This window comes from Pseudonocardia nematodicida, from assembly GCF_040105385.1.
Classification (GTDB): Bacteria; Actinomycetota; Actinomycetes; order Mycobacteriales; family Pseudonocardiaceae; genus Pseudonocardia; species Pseudonocardia nematodicida.
Map to the genome: position 1 here is coordinate 19,862 of NZ_JBEDNQ010000018.1, position 16,627 is coordinate 36,488.

19 protein-coding genes are annotated in these 16,627 nt (G+C 75.3%); 17 read left to right on the forward strand and 2 right to left on the reverse strand.

Annotated features, from left to right (window positions below):
• Window positions 1–22 precede the first annotated feature (22 nt).
• From WIS52_RS30615 to WIS52_RS30630, 4 genes are all read left to right on the forward strand, one after another.
• Entirely contained in the window at window positions 23–262 is a 240-nt protein-coding gene (locus tag WIS52_RS30615; RefSeq protein ID WP_349301909.1) for an RNA-binding protein, read from the forward strand.
• Window positions 259–828, forward strand: coding sequence for a ribosome maturation factor RimM (gene rimM, locus WIS52_RS30620; RefSeq protein WP_349301910.1), 570 nt, complete (start codon window positions 259–261; stop codon window positions 826–828). The genes WIS52_RS30615 and rimM overlap by 4 nt, the downstream gene beginning before the upstream one ends.
• A gap of 128 nt (window positions 829–956) precedes the next feature.
• On the forward strand, window positions 957–1,172 hold the full coding sequence (locus tag WIS52_RS30625; RefSeq protein ID WP_349301911.1) for a helix-turn-helix domain-containing protein: 216 nt from the start codon (window positions 957–959) through the stop codon (window positions 1,170–1,172).
• Window positions 1,173–1,188: 16 nt separating this feature from the next.
• Entirely contained in the window at window positions 1,189–1,725 is a 537-nt protein-coding gene (locus WIS52_RS30630) for a Clp protease N-terminal domain-containing protein (RefSeq protein WP_349301912.1), read from the forward strand.
• Between the two features lie 169 nt (window positions 1,726–1,894).
• On the opposite strand, the gene WIS52_RS30635 is transcribed toward WIS52_RS30630, so the two are convergent.
• Window positions 1,895–2,698, reverse strand: coding sequence for an MgtC/SapB family protein (locus WIS52_RS30635; RefSeq protein ID WP_349301913.1), 804 nt, complete (start codon window positions 2,696–2,698; stop codon window positions 1,895–1,897).
• Window positions 2,699–2,751: 53 nt separating this feature from the next.
• On the opposite strand from WIS52_RS30635, the gene trmD reads away from it, so the two are divergent.
• The 10 genes from trmD to WIS52_RS30685 all read left to right on the forward strand — a co-directional run bounded on the left by trmD (window position 2,752) and on the right by WIS52_RS30685 (window position 13,160).
• Window positions 2,752–3,612 (forward strand): tRNA (guanosine(37)-N1)-methyltransferase TrmD, encoded by an 861-nt coding sequence (gene trmD / locus WIS52_RS30640; protein ID WP_349301914.1) that lies wholly within the window; start codon window positions 2,752–2,754, stop codon window positions 3,610–3,612.
• Window positions 3,613–3,895: 283 nt separating this feature from the next.
• Window positions 3,896–4,255: a 50S ribosomal protein L19 gene (rplS, locus tag WIS52_RS30645; protein ID WP_349301915.1), complete on the forward strand. Its 360-nt coding sequence runs from the start codon at window positions 3,896–3,898 to the stop codon at window positions 4,253–4,255.
• A gap of 43 nt (window positions 4,256–4,298) precedes the next feature.
• Window positions 4,299–6,608, forward strand: a complete 2,310-nt coding sequence (lepB, locus tag WIS52_RS30650) for a signal peptidase I (protein ID WP_349301916.1) — start codon at window positions 4,299–4,301, stop codon at window positions 6,606–6,608.
• 95 nt (window positions 6,609–6,703) lie between these two features.
• Window positions 6,704–7,486: a ribonuclease HII gene (locus WIS52_RS30655; protein WP_349301977.1), complete on the forward strand. Its 783-nt coding sequence runs from the start codon at window positions 6,704–6,706 to the stop codon at window positions 7,484–7,486.
• The gene (locus WIS52_RS30660; RefSeq protein ID WP_349301917.1) at window positions 7,483–7,806 is read left to right on the forward strand and encodes a DUF2469 domain-containing protein; all 324 of its coding nucleotides are present in this window, start codon (window positions 7,483–7,485) and stop codon (window positions 7,804–7,806) included. Before WIS52_RS30655 ends, WIS52_RS30660 begins: the two co-directional genes overlap by 4 nt.
• A 191-nt stretch (window positions 7,807–7,997) precedes the next feature.
• Window positions 7,998–8,360 (forward strand): YraN family protein, encoded by a 363-nt coding sequence (locus WIS52_RS30665; RefSeq protein WP_349301918.1) that lies wholly within the window; start codon window positions 7,998–8,000, stop codon window positions 8,358–8,360.
• The gene (locus WIS52_RS30670; protein WP_349301919.1) at window positions 8,360–9,874 is read left to right on the forward strand and encodes a YifB family Mg chelatase-like AAA ATPase; all 1,515 of its coding nucleotides are present in this window, start codon (window positions 8,360–8,362) and stop codon (window positions 9,872–9,874) included. The genes WIS52_RS30665 and WIS52_RS30670 overlap by 1 nt, the downstream gene beginning before the upstream one ends.
• Window positions 9,875–9,999: 125 nt before the next feature.
• On the forward strand, window positions 10,000–11,136 hold the full coding sequence (locus tag WIS52_RS30675) for a DNA-processing protein DprA (RefSeq protein WP_349301920.1): 1,137 nt from the start codon (window positions 10,000–10,002) through the stop codon (window positions 11,134–11,136).
• 31 nt (window positions 11,137–11,167) lie between these two features.
• Window positions 11,168–12,142, forward strand: a complete 975-nt coding sequence (locus WIS52_RS30680; protein WP_349301921.1) for a tyrosine recombinase XerC — start codon at window positions 11,168–11,170, stop codon at window positions 12,140–12,142.
• The gene (locus WIS52_RS30685; RefSeq protein ID WP_349301922.1) at window positions 12,117–13,160 is read left to right on the forward strand and encodes a FliA/WhiG family RNA polymerase sigma factor; all 1,044 of its coding nucleotides are present in this window, start codon (window positions 12,117–12,119) and stop codon (window positions 13,158–13,160) included. The genes WIS52_RS30680 and WIS52_RS30685 overlap by 26 nt, the downstream gene beginning before the upstream one ends.
• Here the strand turns inward: WIS52_RS30685 and WIS52_RS30690 are convergent.
• Window positions 13,117–13,713 (reverse strand): M23 family metallopeptidase, encoded by a 597-nt coding sequence (locus tag WIS52_RS30690; protein ID WP_349301923.1) that lies wholly within the window; start codon window positions 13,711–13,713, stop codon window positions 13,117–13,119. The two genes, WIS52_RS30685 and WIS52_RS30690, sit on opposite strands and share 44 nt — an antisense overlap.
• A 469-nt stretch (window positions 13,714–14,182) precedes the next feature.
• On the opposite strand from WIS52_RS30690, the gene rpsB reads away from it, so the two are divergent.
• From rpsB to frr, 3 genes are all read left to right on the forward strand, one after another.
• On the forward strand, window positions 14,183–15,055 hold the full coding sequence (gene rpsB / locus WIS52_RS30695) for a 30S ribosomal protein S2 (RefSeq protein WP_349301924.1): 873 nt from the start codon (window positions 14,183–14,185) through the stop codon (window positions 15,053–15,055).
• A 94-nt stretch (window positions 15,056–15,149) separates the two neighbouring features.
• Window positions 15,150–15,965, forward strand: coding sequence for a translation elongation factor Ts (gene tsf / locus WIS52_RS30700; protein ID WP_349301925.1), 816 nt, complete (start codon window positions 15,150–15,152; stop codon window positions 15,963–15,965).
• Window positions 15,966–16,063: 98 nt separating this feature from the next.
• Complete coding sequence (frr, locus tag WIS52_RS30705; RefSeq protein WP_349301926.1) at window positions 16,064–16,621, forward strand: ribosome recycling factor; 558 nt, start codon at window positions 16,064–16,066, stop codon at window positions 16,619–16,621.
• Window positions 16,622–16,627: the final 6 nt, after the last annotated feature.

Sequence of the window (16,627 nt, forward strand, 5' to 3'; positions counted from 1 at the left end):
CGGGTAGCGGGGAGGTCCTGTCATGACCGTTCTGGCGGACGCGCTCGAGCACCTCGTGCGCGGCATCGTCGACCACCCCGACGACGTGCGGGTCGACCTGGTGACGGGTCGGCGCGGCCGGATCCTGGAGGTCCGGGTGCACCCCGACGACCTGGGCAAGGTCATCGGCCGCGGCGGCCGCACCGCCACCGCGCTGCGCAACGTCATCGGTGGCGTCGGCGGACGCGGCGTCCGTGTCGACGTGGTCGACACCGACCGGTGACGAGATCCACCACCGACGCCGGCCGGGACCCCGGGAACACCGAGGTCCTGGTCGGCGTCGTCGTCCGTGTGCACGGCCTGCGCGGTGAGGTCGTCGTCGAGTCCAGGACCGACTCGCCGGGGGAGCGCTTCGCTCCCGGTGCGGTCCTGCGGGGCCGCCGCCCGCGCGGGGCGGCCGCCCCCGGCACTCTGACGGTGCGCAGTGCACGGGCGCACTCGGGACGCTGGCTGGTCCTGTTCGAGGGCGTCGGCGACCGGAACGGCGCCGAGGAGCTGCGTGGTGTCCAGCTGCTCGTGCCCACCGCCGAGCTGGCCGAACCCGAGGACCCCGAGGAGTTCCACGTCCACCAGCTGACCGGCCTGCGGGCCGAGCTGGCCGACGGGACCCCCGCGGGCTCGGTGGCCGACGTCGTGCACGGGCCGGGCGGATCGCTGCTGGTCGTGCGCAGACCGGCCGGGCACGAGGTGCTCGTCCCGTTCGTCGGGGCGATCGTGCCGACCGTCGATCTCGACGGCGGCCGGGTCGTGCTGGATCCGCCGGACGGGCTCCTCGACCCCGAGGACTGACGCCGGACGGATGGCGGCACAGCCGTCACCGAGCCGAGGCCCGGTGCCCAGGTGGCGCCGGGCCCTTCTCGTGCCGTGGACGTCAACGTGGGTTGACATGACGACTCTGTCAATCTACGTTGACACGCATGAGTGATGCGACGGCGGTGGCCGCGGCGGCGTCGGGCCGGGACCCGGCGACCGGGCTGTCGGCCGTCCGCGCCCTGCGCGTGCTGCAGGAGTCCCTCGAGGAGCTCCAGGTGACCCGTGCGCGGGACCAGGGCTGGTCCTGGCAGCAGATCGCCGACGCGTTGGGAGTCAGCCGGCAGGCGGTGCACAAGAAGTACCGCCGGCTCGGTCTCTAGAGGAGGGGAGTGGCACGTGTTCGAGAGGTTCACCGACCCCGCGCGACGGGCCGTGGTCATCGCGCAGGAGGAGGCCCGGGAACGGAAGGCCGACCGGATCGGCCCGGAGCACCTGCTTCTCGGGATCCTGCGCTGCCCGGGGACGCCGGGGGAGCGGATCCTGCACGAGGCCGGTGCCGGGACGGCCGAGGTCGACCGGTGGCTCGCCGCGGAGCCGGCGCACGACGCCGAGGCTCTGGCGGGGCTCGGCATCGACCTCGACGAGGTCCGCCGGCGCACCGAGGAGTCGTTCGGGCCGGGCGCGCTCGACCGTCGCCGGGGCAGGCGGTGGTCGTTCGGGCACATCCCGTTCGAGAAGTCGGCGAAGAAGGCGCTCGAGCTGGCGCTGCGCGAGGCGATCCGGCAGGGCGACCGGTTCCTCGGCACCGAGCACGTCCTGCTGGGGCTGCTGCACCCGGACACCCCGGCGTCGCGGGTGCTCGACGCGCACGGGGTCACCCTCGCCGCGGCGCGCCGGGCGGTCGCCGAGCGCCCGGGCCGCCGGGCCGGCTGACTCGGCCCCCGTGCCGTGTGCCGCCCGGAGTGTTCGACTCGATGCCCGCCGAGATACGCCTCAGCGGGATTTGTCGATCTCTGTGGCCCGCCCGCGCGTATCTCGGCGGGGATCGGAGGGTGGTTCGGCGCCGGCGGTGCGACGCGTCGCGGCGGTGCAGCGGGGCGGGTCAGCGGTTCGGGCGCGCGGCGTCGCGGCGCTCGATGTCCTCGGGGTCCTCGGGGTCCTCGGGGGCCTCGTCGGACTCCTCGTCCGGGTCCGCCCCGGTCTCCGCGGAGCGGACGCCCGGGGTCTCGGCGAGGGCGGCCGCCAGGGCGGGCAGGTCCCCGCGGCCGTCGAGCCGCAGGGTCAGGGCTGCGACCCGGGCGCCGTCGTCGGCGGTGCTCTCCCGGTGCACCGACACCCCGGCCACCGAGAACCCGGCCGCGGTGCAGCGTTCCAGGATCGCGCGGAGCAGGCCGAGACCGTCGGTGTAGCGGATCCGCAGCAGCGGGGGCATGCGCCGGCGTCGCCGCACCGCCCGGGCCACCGGCTGCAGGCCGCGGGCCACCAGGAAGTGCGTGAGCGTCGCGAGCACCGCCAGCAGCGGCAGGCCGGCACCTGAGGCCGTCCCGACCGCGGCGGCCAGCCAGATCGTCGCCGCCGTGGTCAGCCCGCGCACCACGTCCTGCCGGACGAAGATCAGTCCGGCGCCGATGAACCCGATCCCGGAGACGATCTGAGCCGCGATCCGGGACGGATCCAGCGTTACGTGCGGCGTGTCGAGCAGGTCGGCGAAGCCGTACTTCGAGATCACCATGAACACCGCCGCACCGACGCCGACCAGCACGTGCGTGCGCAGCCCGGCGCTCTTCGCCGCGGCCTCGCGTTCCAGGCCGATCGCGATGGTCAGCACCAGTGCGAGCAGCACCGGCGGGAGCACGTCCCACTGCGCGAGGGTCGACCACGACGGGGCCCACCATCCGTCCGGCATCGCCGCACACCTCCCTCGGTGACCACGGCGAGGCGCCTGCGACGATCCGCGGCGTGCGGATCGACGTCGTCACCATCTTCCCGTCCTACCTCGAACCGTTGCGCGAAGCACTACTCGGGCGCGCGATCGAGCGGGGACTGCTGGAGGTGGCGGTGCACGACCTGCGGCACTGGACCCACGACGTGCACCAGGCCGTCGACGACGCCCCCTACGGCGGCGGACCCGGCATGGTGATGCGGCCGCAGGTCTGGGGGGACGCCCTCGACGAGGTGCTCGGTGGCGCCGCACCCGAGGCCCCAGCACCCGAGGCCCCAGCACCCGAGGCCCCAGCACCCGACGACGCCGCACCCGACGACGCCGTACCCGACGACGCCGCGCCCGCCCGCCCGCCGGCCCGCCTCGTCGTCCCCACCCCGGCCGGGCGGCCGTTCACCCAGGCCACCGCGCGGAGCTGGGCCACCGAGCCGCGGCTGGTCTTCGCGTGCGGCCGCTACGAGGGCATCGACGAGCGCGTCCTGCTCGACGTCCGCAGCCGGGGGGTCGAGGTCGACGAGGTCTCGATCGGCGACTACGTCCTGGTCGGCGGCGAGGTCGCGGTGCTGGTGATGGTCGAGGCCGTCGTCCGGCTGATCCCCGGAGTGCTGGGCAACCCGCGCTCGGCCGCGGAGGACTCGTTCTCCGACGGGCTGCTGGAGGGACCGTCGTACACGCGTCCGGAGACCTGGCGCGGGCTGGCCGTGCCCGAGGTGCTGCGCAGCGGCAACCACGCCGCGATCGACCGCTGGCGCCGGGACCGGGCCCTGCAGCGCACCCGGGACCGCCGGCCGGACCTGATCGACGCCCTCCCCGACGGTGCGCTGGACGCCGCCGACCGCACGGCGCTGGCCGCAGGGCGCACCGACGGCGAGGGCTGACCGGGCCGGGACGGGGGACCCGGACCACCGGGTGTCCGTGGCGATCGGGTCGTCTGGCACTATGGACGGGTTGCCAGCGCCGTGTGCGGTGCTCAGTGACGGCCTCGCGCGCCGGTCGTACCACCTCCGCCGCGGGCCGCGCCGGAGCCCACCGCCCGGACGCGCGTCGGTGCCCCTGGTGCCGCCGGAGTGGGGCGGCCCGGGAGATGTCCCGGGAACGACCGGGTGACCACCGCACGACCTGCACGAACACGAGCACGACACACGAGGACGGACCGTCGACATGAACACCCTGGACGCACTGGACGCGCAGACCCTGCGCTCCGACATCCCCAGCTTCCGCCCCGGGGACACGCTCAAGGTGCACGTGAAGGTCATCGAGGGCAACCGCACCCGGACCCAGGTCTTCCAGGGCGTGGTCATCCGCCGCCAGGGCTCGGGCGCCCGGGAGACCTTCACCGTCCGCAAGATCTCCTTCGGCGTCGGCGTGGAGCGCACCTTCCCGGTGCACACCCCGAACATCGACAAGATCGAGGTCGCCACCCGCGGCGACGTCCGCCGGGCGAAGCTGTACTACCTCCGTGACCTGCGCGGCAAGGCCGCGAAGATCAAGGAGCGTCGGGAGACCCCGTCCGCGTCCTGACCGTCACCCCGTCGTGACTTCTCCGGTGACGTAATCTCGACGCGTGGCCTTTCCCGAGCTCCCCGACGACCGCCGGGCACGCCCCCGGCGGTATCGCGGTGGTGATGCCCCCGAGCACACCGGCCGCCGGCGGGCCCAGGACGCGGCGCCGGAGTACGGCAACGCCGACGAGCAGGACTGGCTGCTGGGCGCCGCACTCCAGCAGGGGGTGCCGGTGAACGAGGGGCAGGACCCCGAGTCCGCCGGCCGGGAGGACCGGGCCGGTCGCGCCCTCCGGACCCGGCACGCGTCCGAGTACGACGAGGACCACGAGGACGACCACGGCGGCTACGACGACCGCCGGTCCCGTCCGCGCCGCCGCCGGGACGAGGATCCCGCCGGCAGCCGGTACGGACGGCACGGCGGCCGGCGCAACGGCGACGAGAGCGAGCCGGGCAACGGGTACGCCCCCGGCCGCAACGGCGTCCCGAACGGCCACCACCGTGCCGCAGCCCCCGACCCCGGCCGGGCCGGGACGAACGGGCACGGCCCCGCGAACGGGCACGGCCCGGAGGGCCCTCCGGGCGGCGCGGGACACCGGGCGAACGGCCGGCCCGGTCCGGGCGCACACTCCGGTGCGCACCCGACGAACGGCGCCGGCCGGCACGGCGCGCCCCGCAACGGCGGCGCCCCGGGTCCGGACGGGCTCGACGCGCTGCGCGCCCGCTACTCCGAACACCTCGGGGACTCCGGCGCCCACCAGGTCCCCGCGGACCCGCCGCGTCCCCCGAACGGACGTCGCCCCACCGGCGACCGGTCCTGGCCGCCTCCCGGCCGACCCCGCGCCGACGACGCCGGGGACCCCCGTCCCGGGCACACCGGCGGGCACTGGCGCGACGCCGGGCCGCCGTCCGGCGCGGTGGCCGGACCCCCGCCCGCCAGATCCCCCACACGCGCTCCCGGCCACGACGCTCCGGCCGGACCCCGGCGCGGCCCCGGCGACTCCGGGCAGACCCGCTACGGGCCGCCCGACGGCGATCCGCGCCGCGTGCCCGGGCCGAGACCGCCACGCGGCCGCGGACCCGACGAACCGCCGGCGCGCACCGGTGGTCACCCGCGGCGCGGCCCCGATCCCCGTGGACCGGCCCACCCGGAGACCACCACGGTGTTCGGGACCGGTGGCCGTCCCGGCGTCGTACCACCGGGAGCACCCGGCGAACGGCCCCGGCGGCGCCCGGTCCCCGACGCCGAGGCGGGCCCCGACGAGGACGTGCCCTACGCCGTCGACCAGCTCTACGGCGGCGACGAGCACGGCCCGGTCCGCCGTCGCGGGCCGGCCGCCGCCGGACTCGCCCCCGACACCGGGGTCCCACCCGGCTACGAGGACGAGGACGAGCGGGACGAGGAGGAGAACCGGGACACCGCGGCGGCCACGGCCGACGACGGTCCGAGCGTGGGGAAGCGCGTCGGGCCGGTCGGGGCCGGGGCGAGGCTCATGGTGTGGGCCGGGCTCCGCAAGGACGCCGACGGCGAGAAGCGCCAGCTGTCGTTCTGGAAGGAGCTCCTGCTCCTCGGCGCCGTCGCGTTCCTGCTGACGATCCTGATCCAGACGTTCCTGGCCAAGGTCTACGTCATCCCGTCCGGGTCGATGGAGACGACCCTGCACGGCTGCAGCGGCTGCAACAACGACCGCGTGCTCGTCGACAAGGTCACCTACAACTTCACCGACATCTCGCCGGGCGACGTCGTGGTCTTCCGCGGCACCGACGGCTGGGCGGCCGAGGTCCCGTCCGACGCGGGATCGTCGAACCCGCTCGTGCGTGGCCTGCAGGGCTTCGGGTCGCTGGTCGGCCTCGCCCCGCCGGACGAGAAGGACTTCGTCAAGCGGGTGATCGCCGTCGGCGGCCAGACGGTGGCCTGCTGCGACGCGCTGAACCAGGTGATGGTCGACGGGCAACCGCTCGAGGAGCCCTACGTCTACTACCTCCCCGAAGCGGGTCCGGCGCGGCAGATCCCGTTCGGTCCGATCACGGTGCCCGAGGGCGAGTACTGGATGATGGGCGACTCGCGGAACAACTCCGCCGACTCTCGGGCGGCCGGACACGGGCCGATCCCGGAGGCGAACGTCATCGGCAAGGCGCGGCTGATCGTGCTGCCGTTCGACCGGTTCGGCCGGATCGACTCGTTCGACCCGCAGACCTCGGCCACCGCCTCGGCGGTACCGGGGCTGCCGGGCACCGTCCCGCTGGCGCTGGGCATGATGGGGACCGTCCCGTTCGCGCTCGGCCGGCGTCGTCTCCTCGCCGCCCGCGCCGAGGCCGAGCGGTTCCTGCCCGCCACGCGCCGCCCACCCCGGTGGCGCCGGAGAACCTGACCGGGAGCAGCGTGCCGGTTCCTCCCATCCGCGCCCGGACGGCCGCGGCGCCCCGGCGTGCCCGGCGCCGCCCGATCCGGGTACTGCCCGACGGCCTGCGACCGCCGCGGGCCGTCGTCCGCGACGCCGGCAGCTGGACCCTGCAGTCGGTCCTGCAGCGCTACGGTCTCGGCCCCGTCGCCGGCGTCGACGAGGCCGGACGGGGCGCGAGCGCCGGGCCGCTGGTCATCGCCTCGTGCGTGCTGCGACCGGCCGACGCCCGGGCCCTCGACGGGCTGACCGACTCGAAGCTGCTGACGGCGTCGGCGCGCGAGTACTGGTACGAGCGGATCACCCGTCGCGCGCTCGACCGGGCGGTGATCGTCGTTCCGGCGGCGGAGGTCGACCGGCGGGGCGTGCACGTCGCGAACATCGAGGGCATGCGGCGCGCGGTCGCCGCGCTCACCACGGCTCCACCCGGCTACGTGCTGACCGACGGGTTCCCGGTGCGCGGGTTCGGCCGGCCGGCGCTGGCCGTGCCCAAGGGGGACCAGGTCGCCGCCTGCGTCGCGGCCGCGTCGGTGCTCGCCAAGGTCACCCGGGACCGGCTGATGACCGAGCTCGACGGCAGCTACGACGCCTACGGTTTTGCGGTGCACAAGGGGTACAGCACGCCCGAGCACGAGACCGCGCTGCGCGCGCACGGGCCGTGTCCGGAGCACCGGTACTCGTTCGCGAACGTCGCGGCGGTGGCCGGGCGCGGGGCGCGGACCGGGCTGGTCCACAATGAGGCGGTCCCGGAGGACACCGAGTCGTTCGGTGAGGGGTACCGGGCCGACGAGGTGCCGGTGCCGGAACGGGAGCCGATGGAGATCGTCACGGGAGGAGCGGGCCGGTGAGCGCCGAGGATCTCGAGAAGTACGAGACCGAGATGGAGCTCACGCTCTACAAGGAGTACCGCGACATCGTCGCGCAGTTCTCCTACGTCGTGGAGACCGAGCGGCGGTTCTACCTGGCCAACTCGGTGGACGTCGCCCCGCGCAACGCCGACGGCGAGGTCTACTTCGAGGTCCGGATGTCGGACGCCTGGGTGTGGGACATGTACCGCCCGGCGCGCTTCGTGAAGAACGTGCGGGTGGTGACGTTCAAGGACGTCAACATCGAGGAGCTCGACACCCCCGACCTGCGGCTGCCCGAGGACGACAACTTCTCCGGCTGAGCCCCGGGCCCCGCTGTCGCACCCTGGCGGCACGGCCGGGCCCCGGCCAGCCTGCCGGACCGCCCTGACAGGTACGGGGCCCGCGACCCGCGGTTCCCGGTGCCCGTCCCCAACCCGGCGGTATCCGGCGATCTGTCCACAGCCGCCCGATCCGTCGGTCCGCCGGCGGCTCCCGGCCCGATCGTGGACGCATGGCAGCGAAGGACGAGCTCGGCCGCCGCGGTGAGGACACCGCCGCCGAGTACCTACAGCGGGAGCACGGGATGGTCGTGCTGTCCCGCAACTGGCGGTGCCGGGACGGTGAGCTCGACATCGTCGCGACCGACCCGGAGCACCGGCTGATCGTCTGCGAGGTGAAGACCCGGTCGGGCACCCGCTACGGCGAGCCCGCCGAGGCGATCGACCCGCGGAAGGTCCGGCGGATCCGCAGGCTGGCGAAGACCTGGATGTCGGCGCACCACGTGGCGTGGTGCGAGATCCGGTTCGACGTCGTCGCGGTGCTGATGCCCCCGGGACGGCCGGTCACGCTCACCCACTACCCGGCGGCGTTCTGATGGGCGACCTGGCGAGGGTCTGGTCGGTCGCCCTGCACGGCGTCGACGGCGTCCCGGTCGAGATCGAGGCCGCGATCGGCGGCGGCATCCCCGGGGTGCACCTGGTCGGGCTCCCGGACGCCTCCCTGCAGGAGGCGAAGGACCGGGTCCGGTCCGCGATCGTGCACTCCGACCGGACCTGGCCCAACGAACGGATCGTGCTGGCGCTCTCGCCGGCCACCCTGCGCAAGACCGGCAGCCGCTTCGACGTGGCCCTGGCCGTGGGCGTGCTGGCCGCGCACCGCACGATCCGGAGCGAGCGGCTGCACGGCACCGTGCTGCTCGGCGAGCTCGCCCTCGACGGGCGGCTGCGCCCGGTCCGCGGCGTCCTCCCGTGCCTGCTCGCGGCCCGGGACGCCGGGATGCGGCGCGCCGTCGTCCCGCGGGACGGGCTCGCCGAGGCGGCGCTGGTCGACGGGATCGACACGTTCGGCGCCGACACCCTCGGCGACGTGCTCGACTGGGCCGACGGGCTGCGCGAGCTCGACCCGGCAGTGCCGGACGTGAGCCGCGGCCCGGCACCGGCCGCGCCCGAACTGGCCGACGTCATCGGCCAGGCGGACGCCCGGCACGCCCTGGAGATCGCCGCCGCCGGTGGGCACCACCTGCTGATGGTCGGCCCGCCCGGCACCGGGAAGACCATGCTGGCGCAGCGGATCGTCGGCCTGCTCCCCGAACTGGATCCCGCCGAGGCACTCCAGCTGGCCTCGATCCGCTCGGTGGCCGGCCCGCTCGGGGCCGCCGGGCCGCTGCCGAGACTCGCGCCGTTCGTCGCCCCGCACCACTCGGCGTCGGCCGCGGCGGTGCTCGGCGGGGGCAGCGGGGTCGCCCGGCCCGGCGCGGTCTCGCTCGCCCACCGCGGGGTCCTCTTCCTCGACGAGTGCCCGCACTGGCCCGCCTCGGTGCTGGACGCGCTGCGCACCCCGCTGGAGGAGGGCGAGGTCCGGCTGGCGCGCGCGGACGGCACCGTCCGCTACCCGGCCCGGTTCCAGCTCGTCCTCGCGGCCAACCCCTGCCCGTGCGCGCCGCCGATCGACCGGGACTGCACCTGCCGGCCCGACGTCCGCCGCCGCTACCTCGCCCGGCTGTCCGGGCCACTGCTCGACCGGGTCGACCTGCGCGTGCCGATGTACCCGCTGACCGCCCTCTCCGCGGCCGACGAGCCGGGGGAGCGGACCGCGACCGTGCGCGGCCGGGTGCTCGACGCGCGGGCCGCGGCCGTCGAGCGCTGGTCCGCGCACGGCTGGCGGTGCAACGCCGAGGTCCCCGGCACCGAGCTGCGCGCCCGGTTCCCGCTCCCGCGGGTCGTGGTGGAGCCGCTGGAGAAGCGCCTCGAGGCCGGTGAGCTGAGCGCCCGCGGGGCCGACCGGGCGTTGCGGGTGGCCTGGACGCTCAGCGACCTCGCTGGCACCGACCGCCCGGACCGCGCCGCGGTCGACGCCGCGCTGTACTTCCGCCACCGGGGTGCGGCATGAGCGCCGCGGCCGATCGCGGCCCGCTCGTGAACGGGACGGGTACCCACCACGGGACCGGTCCGGGTCGCCCGCCCGGGGGGCGTGCTGCCGGGGCGGGCCACCCGTCGCCGGGTCCGCGGCCGAGCGTGCCCGAGGAGATCCTGCGCGCCCGGGCCTACCTGCTGCGGGCGGTGGAACCCCCGAGCCGCGACCTCGTCGCGCTGATCGACCGGCACGGCCCCGTCGAGGCCGCAGACCGGTTGCGCCACGGCGCCGTGCCGGACGCGCTGCTGCGCGCCGCCGCCGCGCGCCGGGACGACGAGCAGATCGACGCCGACCTCGACGCCGCCGCGGCCGCCGGGGCCCGCCTGCTGGTGCCGGAGGACCCGGACTGGCCGGCGTGGCCGTTCACGGCCCTCGCGACCGCGCCGCGCCGGGACCTCGCCCCACCGGTCGCGCTCTGGGCCCGCGGGCCCGGCGAGGTGTCGGCCCTCGCCGAGCGGTCCGTCACCGTCGTCGGTTCGCGCGCCGCGACGCAGTACGGCCTGCACACCGCCGCGGAGTTCGCGACCGCGCTGGCCCGGCGCGGGGTGACGGTGTTCTCCGGCGCCGCGTTCGGCATCGACGCGGCCGCGCACCGCGGCGCCCTCGCCGCCGGGGCGGCCCCGACCGTCGCGGTGCTGGCCTGCGGCCCCGACCGTGCCTACCCGGCCGCGCACACCGGGCTGCTCGAACGGATCGCCGCGACCGGAGCGGTGCTCAGCGAGTACCCGCCCGGCACCGTCCCGGGCCGCCTGCGGTTCCTCGTCCGCAACCGGCTGCTCGCCGCGCTCGGCGCGGGTTGCCTGGTCGTCGAGGCGGGCGCCCGCAGCGGGTCGAAGCGCACGGCCTCGGACACCCGGGCACTCGGCCGGCCGCTGATGGCGGTGCCCGGACCGGTCACCTCGGCCCTGTCGGTCGGGTGCCACGAGATGGTGCGCAACCAGCAGGCTCAGCTCGTCGGGCGCCCCGAGGACGTCCTCGAGATCGTCGGCCGGCTCGGCGTCGACCTCGCGCTCCCGCCGGCGGGGGAGAGCCGGCCGACCGACGGCCTCGCACCGGAGGCCCTCGCGGTGTACGACGCCCTGCCGGCACGGGCGGCGTCCTCGACCGGCCGGATCGGTGCCTCGGCCGGCGTCTCGCCCGCGGCGGTCCGCGCGGCGCTCGTCGAGCTCGAGGAGCGCGGTCTCGCCGAGTACCACCAGGGGCTCTGGCAGCGCGCGGCGCGCCGGGCGGGTCCTTGACCTCCCGCGCGGCCGGGCGCACCGTCCGGTCATGGCGAGCGCGCATCCCGGGAACGACGCAGACGGGCCGGACGGCGGCGTCCCGGAAGGGGAGGGCGGCGGGCAGGGGCTCGCCTCCGACGTCGCCGGCGCGCTCGAGGCCTTCGCCGGTCACCTGCAGCACGAGCGCGGGCGTTCCGCGCACACGGTGCGCGCCTACCGCTCCGATCTCACCGACCTGCTGCGCGGGCTGCCCGGGCTCGGCTCGCTGGACCTCGACCACCTGCGCCGCAGGCTCACCGCGACGCACGCGGCGGGCGCCGGGCGGGCCACCGTCGCCCGTCGCACGGCCGCGGTCCGGACCTTCTGCGCCTGGGCGGTCCGCACCGGGCGGCTCGCCGCCGACCCGGCCGCCCGGCTCGGGTCCCCGCGCGCGGCCACCGAGCTCCCCGAGGTCCCGGCCGCCGCCGAGACCGCCGCGGTGCTGGACGCCGCGATCTCCGGGGCCACCGAGGACGACCCCGAGGCACTGCGTGACCTGCTCGTCCTGGAGCTGCTCTACGCCACCGGGATCCGGGTCGCCGAGCTCTGCGGCCTGGACCTCGACCGGGTCGACGAGGCCGGCCGTACGCTGCGGGTGCGGGGCAAGGGCGACCGCGAGCGCACCGTGGTGTTCGGCATCCCGGCCGCCCGGGCCGTGCGGCGCTGGCTCGAGGAGGGCCGTCCCGCGCTGGCCACCGCGGCCTCCCCGCCGGCACTGCTGCTCGGCGTGCGCGGCGGGCGGCTCGACCCGCGGGTCGCGCGCACCGTGGTGCACGGCGCGATGCGGGCCGTGCCGGGCACGACCGACGTCGGGCCACACGGTCTCCGGCACGCCGCGGCGACCCATCTGCTCGAGGGCGGGGCCGACCTCCGTTACGTACAGGAGTTACTTGGTCACGCTACGCTGTCAACGACACAGCTCTACACGCATGTGACCGTTGATCGGCTGAAGGTGGTTCATGAGCAGGCCCACCCTCGGGCGTGAGGCGTCCCCGCCGACGTCCGCCCGAACCGACCAGTTCCCCCGTGTGCTGGCCAGTGCCCTCGACCGCACCGCGCAGGGTGCTCCGGCGCTCCCGCCCCCGGCGCTCGCCGCGGTGCCGGAGTGGATCGAGGAGCATCCACGACCACCGGAGGGGGCGCCGGCCGGTCACGGTCCGGGCGGTGGCGGCACGCCACTGGCCGGGTTCGGCGTGCCCGTGGCCGGCGGTCCGGCCGCGGGCGACACGCCCGGCGCCGCGCAGGACCACCCGTTCGAGACCGTCGAGCCGGACTCCCGCCCGCTGTGGCGGGAGTTCCTCGCCCACCGCGACCCCTCCGCCCGGCGACGGCTGGTGGAGTACCACGCGTCGCTGGTCCGGGGGGTCGGGACGAAGCTCGCGACCCGGTTGCCGTCGTCGATCGAGCTCGCCGACCTGCTGCAGGTGGGCACGTTCGGGCTGATGGAGGCGGTCGACCGCTTCGACCCGGCGCGCGGGGTGCGGTTCGAGGGGTACGCCGCGCAGCGGATCCGCGGCGCGATGCTCGACGAGCTGCGCGCCCAGGACTGGGTCCCGCGGACCGTGCGGGCCCGGGTCCGCGAGATCGAGCGTGCCCGGGAGGCCGTGCGGTCCCGTGGGGCGGGCCAGCCGAGTGACCGGGAACTCGCGGCCGAGCTCGGGATCCGGGTGCGCGAGCTACGCCAGGCGTCCCGTCCGATGCACCTGGTGAGCGCCGAGAGCCTGGCCGACGGCGGCACCGGGGGCATCGCCACGCTGGCGGCCGACGACGGCGTGGACCCGGTCGTCGTCGCGCTGCGGGCCGAGACCGGCGCCGAGCTGCGCACCGCGATCTCGCTGCTCGGCGAGCGCGACCGCCTGGTGCTGCAGCTGTACTACCTGGAGGACCACACGCTCGCCGAGATCGGCGCGCTGCTCGGGGTGACCGAGTCCCGCGTCTGCCAGCTGCACTCCCGCATGCTCACCCGGCTGCGGGGCCGGCTGGAGGCACCGCTGGCCGGCTGACCCGTGGGCCGTCCCACGGCAACAGCCGCACCCGGGGCGGGCGCAGCAGCACCAGCGGGTCCAGGTGCTCGAGCCGGTGCCGGCGCACCCCCCAGTGCAGGCAGGCCGCGACCGGGCACCCGGCGTGCCCGGCGTCCAGCACACCGACCGGGTCGCCCGCCCCGACCCGGGCGCCCGCGGTGACGGCCGGGGTGACCGGCTCGTAGGTGCTGCGCAGGCCGTCGGGATGGTTCACCGACACCACGCCGCGCCCGGCGACCGGGCCCGCGAACACCACGACGCCCTCCCGCGCGGCGAGCACGACCTGTCCGGGAACGCCGGCGAGGTCCGCCCCGCGATGGCCGCGGCCGTACGGGAACGACGGTGCGCGGAACACCGCGGTCACCGCGGGCGGCGGCAGCATCGGCCAGGAGTACTCGGCGCCCGGTGCGGGGATGCCGGCGCCCGGCGGCCGGGGCGGCGGCTCGGCCGGCACGGCGCGCGCGACCCAGGGCGGCGCGACCGCCAGGAGGATCACCACCGTCGCGACGACGACCGCTCCGCCGCGCACCATCCACCGGACGGTGCGGGCGGGGGTGCGTGGGCGGCGCCTCGCACGGGGGCTCCTCGGCATGTCACCAGCCTGGGGCGGCCGTCGCAGGACGCACCCGCGGACCTCCGGCCTGTGGACCGATCCCGGCCGAACGCCGTCCCTGGGGACGGACGGGCCGCCGACCGGGCTCCGCCGCGATCGCCCGGAAGGCCCGGGCGTACACTCGGTCCCGCACCACGCTCGTCGTGGTGACTTCGCGCGCCCGCCTACCCGGAGCGCCGTCCCCGCAGGGCAACTGGGGGGGACGGTACTTCGCGAGCGGCGGCCGGGCGGTCCCGCGAACCCGCTGCCGAGCATCGTCCCGGCGTGGCGGGGGAGCCGGGTCCGGCCCCGTGTCGGGCGCCAGGGCGGGAACACCACACCGGTGGCCCCGCGAGAAACCGCACGCGCGGCACCCGCCGCGCCCGAGAAGAGAGGTGACACCCAGGCCATGGCCGTCGTCACCATGAAGCAGCTGCTCGACAGCGGCGTGCACTTCGGGCACCAGACCCGTCGCTGGAACCCGAAGATGAAGCGCTACATCCTCACCGAGCGCAACGGCATCTACATCATCGACCTGCAGCAGACGCTGTCGTACATCGACCGCGCCTACGAGTTCGTGCGCGAGACCGTCGCGCACGGCGGGACGATCATGTTCGTCGGCACCAAGAAGCAGGCCCAGGAGGTCATCGCCGACGAGGCGGGCCGGGTCAACATGCCGTACGTGAACCAGCGCTGGCTGGGCGGCATGCTCACCAACTTCCAGACGGTCCACAAGCGGCTGCAGCGTCTCAAGGAGCTGGAGTCGATGGAGCAGACCGGCGGGTTCGAGGGTCGCACCAAGCGCGAGATCCTCACGCTGACCCGCGAGAAGGACAAGCTCGAGAAGACCCTCGGCGGTATTCGCGACATGTCCAAGGTGCCCAGCGCGGTGTGGATCGTCGACACCAAGAAGGAGCACATCGCCGTCGGCGAGGCCCGGAAGCTCAACATCCCGGTCGTCTCGATCCTGGACACCAACTGCGACCCGGACGAGGTCGACTACCCGATCCCGGGTAACGACGACGCGATCCGCTCGGCCGCGCTGCTGACCAAGGTCATCGCCAAGGCCGCCGCCGACGGTCTGGTCGCCCGCGGTCAGCGTCGTGGCGAGGGTGGCGAGGCCGCCGCCGAGCAGCCGCTCGCCGAGTGGGAGCAGGACGTGCTGGCCGGTAACGAGGTCGGTTCGGACGGCGCCAGCCTGGCCGCCGCCGCCCCGGCCGGTGGCGACGGCGCGGAGGCGGCCACCGCCCCCGCGACGACCAGCAACGGCACCCAGAACTGACTGACCCACTCCGGGCGGGTTCCGCGCGTGCGGGCCCGCCCGGAGTGGTCCGGTGACCCCTTCCCATCACGACCCAGAGGGCGAGAGACACCTGATGGCGAACTACACCGCCGCCGACGTCAAGCGGCTCCGTGAGCTCACCGGCTCCGGGATGATGGACTGCAAGAAGGCGCTGGAGGAGAACGACGGCGACTTCGACAAGGCCGTCGAGTTCCTGCGGATCAAGGGCGCCAAGGACGTCGGCAAGCGCGCCGAGCGCACCACCGCCAACGGCCTGGTCGTCGCCGAGGGCGGCACCCTGGTCGAGCTGGACTGCGAGACCGACTTCGTCGCCAAGTCCGACGACTTCATCGCGCTGGCCGAGAAGATCCTGGCCGCCGCCGTGGAGCAGAAGCCGGCCGACCTCGCCGCGCTGACCGAGACCAAGCTCGACGACAAGACCGTCGGCGAGGCCGTGCAGGAGCTGTCGGCCCGGATCGGCGAGAAGTTCGAGCTGAAGCGCTACGCGCACGTCGAGGGCACCAGCACGGTGTACCTGCACAAGCGCGCGACCGACCTGCCCCCGCAGATCGGCGTGGTGCTGTCCTACGAGGGCGCCGACGCCGAGGCCGCCCGTGGCCTGGCGATGCACGTCGCCGCCGCCCGCCCGCAGTACACCACCCGCGAGCAGGTCCCGGCCGACGTGATCGAGAACGAGAAGCGCATCGCCGAGGCGACCGCCCGCGAGGAGGGCAAGCCCGAGCAGGTGCTGGCCCGCATCGTCGAGGGCCGGGTCAACGGCTACTACAAGGACGTCGTGCTGCTGGAGCAGGCGTCGGTGCAGGACCCGAAGAAGAACGTGAAGGCCATCGCCGACGAGGCCGGCCTGACCGTCAAGGACTTCGTCCGCTTCGAGGTCGGCCAGAGCTGATCCCCGCCCCCGGCCGGGCGGTGCGACACGCGCCGCCCGGCCCGGGGGTGAGAGGATCGGGGACGACCAGCGAGTACGACAGGCCGGGGGAAGCAACCGTGATCGAGGAAACGCTCTTCGACGCCGAGGAGAAGATGGAGAAGGCGATCGCCGTCGCGCGCGACGATCTCACCGGCGTGCGTACCGGCCGGGCGACGCCGAACATGTTCTCCCGGATCGTCGTCGACTACTACGGCGCCGCCACCCCGCTGAACCAGCTCGCCTCGGTGTCCATCCCCGAGGCCCGGATGGCCGTCATCAAGCCCTACGACGCCAGCCAGCTCAAGGCGATGGAGAAGGCGATCGCCGAATCCGACCTCGGCGTGAACCCCAGCAACGACGGCCAGATCATCCGCGTGATCATCCCGCAGCTCTCCGAGGAGCGCCGCAAGGACATGATCAAGGTCGCCCGGGGCAAGGGTGAGGACGCCCGCGTCGTCGTCCGCGGCCTGCGCCGCAAGGCGATGGACGAGCTGCACCGCATCCAGCGCGACGGCGAGGCCGGCGAGGACGAGGTCGTGCGTGCCGAGAAGGAACTGCAGACCGTCACCGACCGCTACGTCACGCAGGTCGACGAGATGGTCAAGCACAAGGAAGCCGAGCTCCTCGAGGTCTGAAGCCCG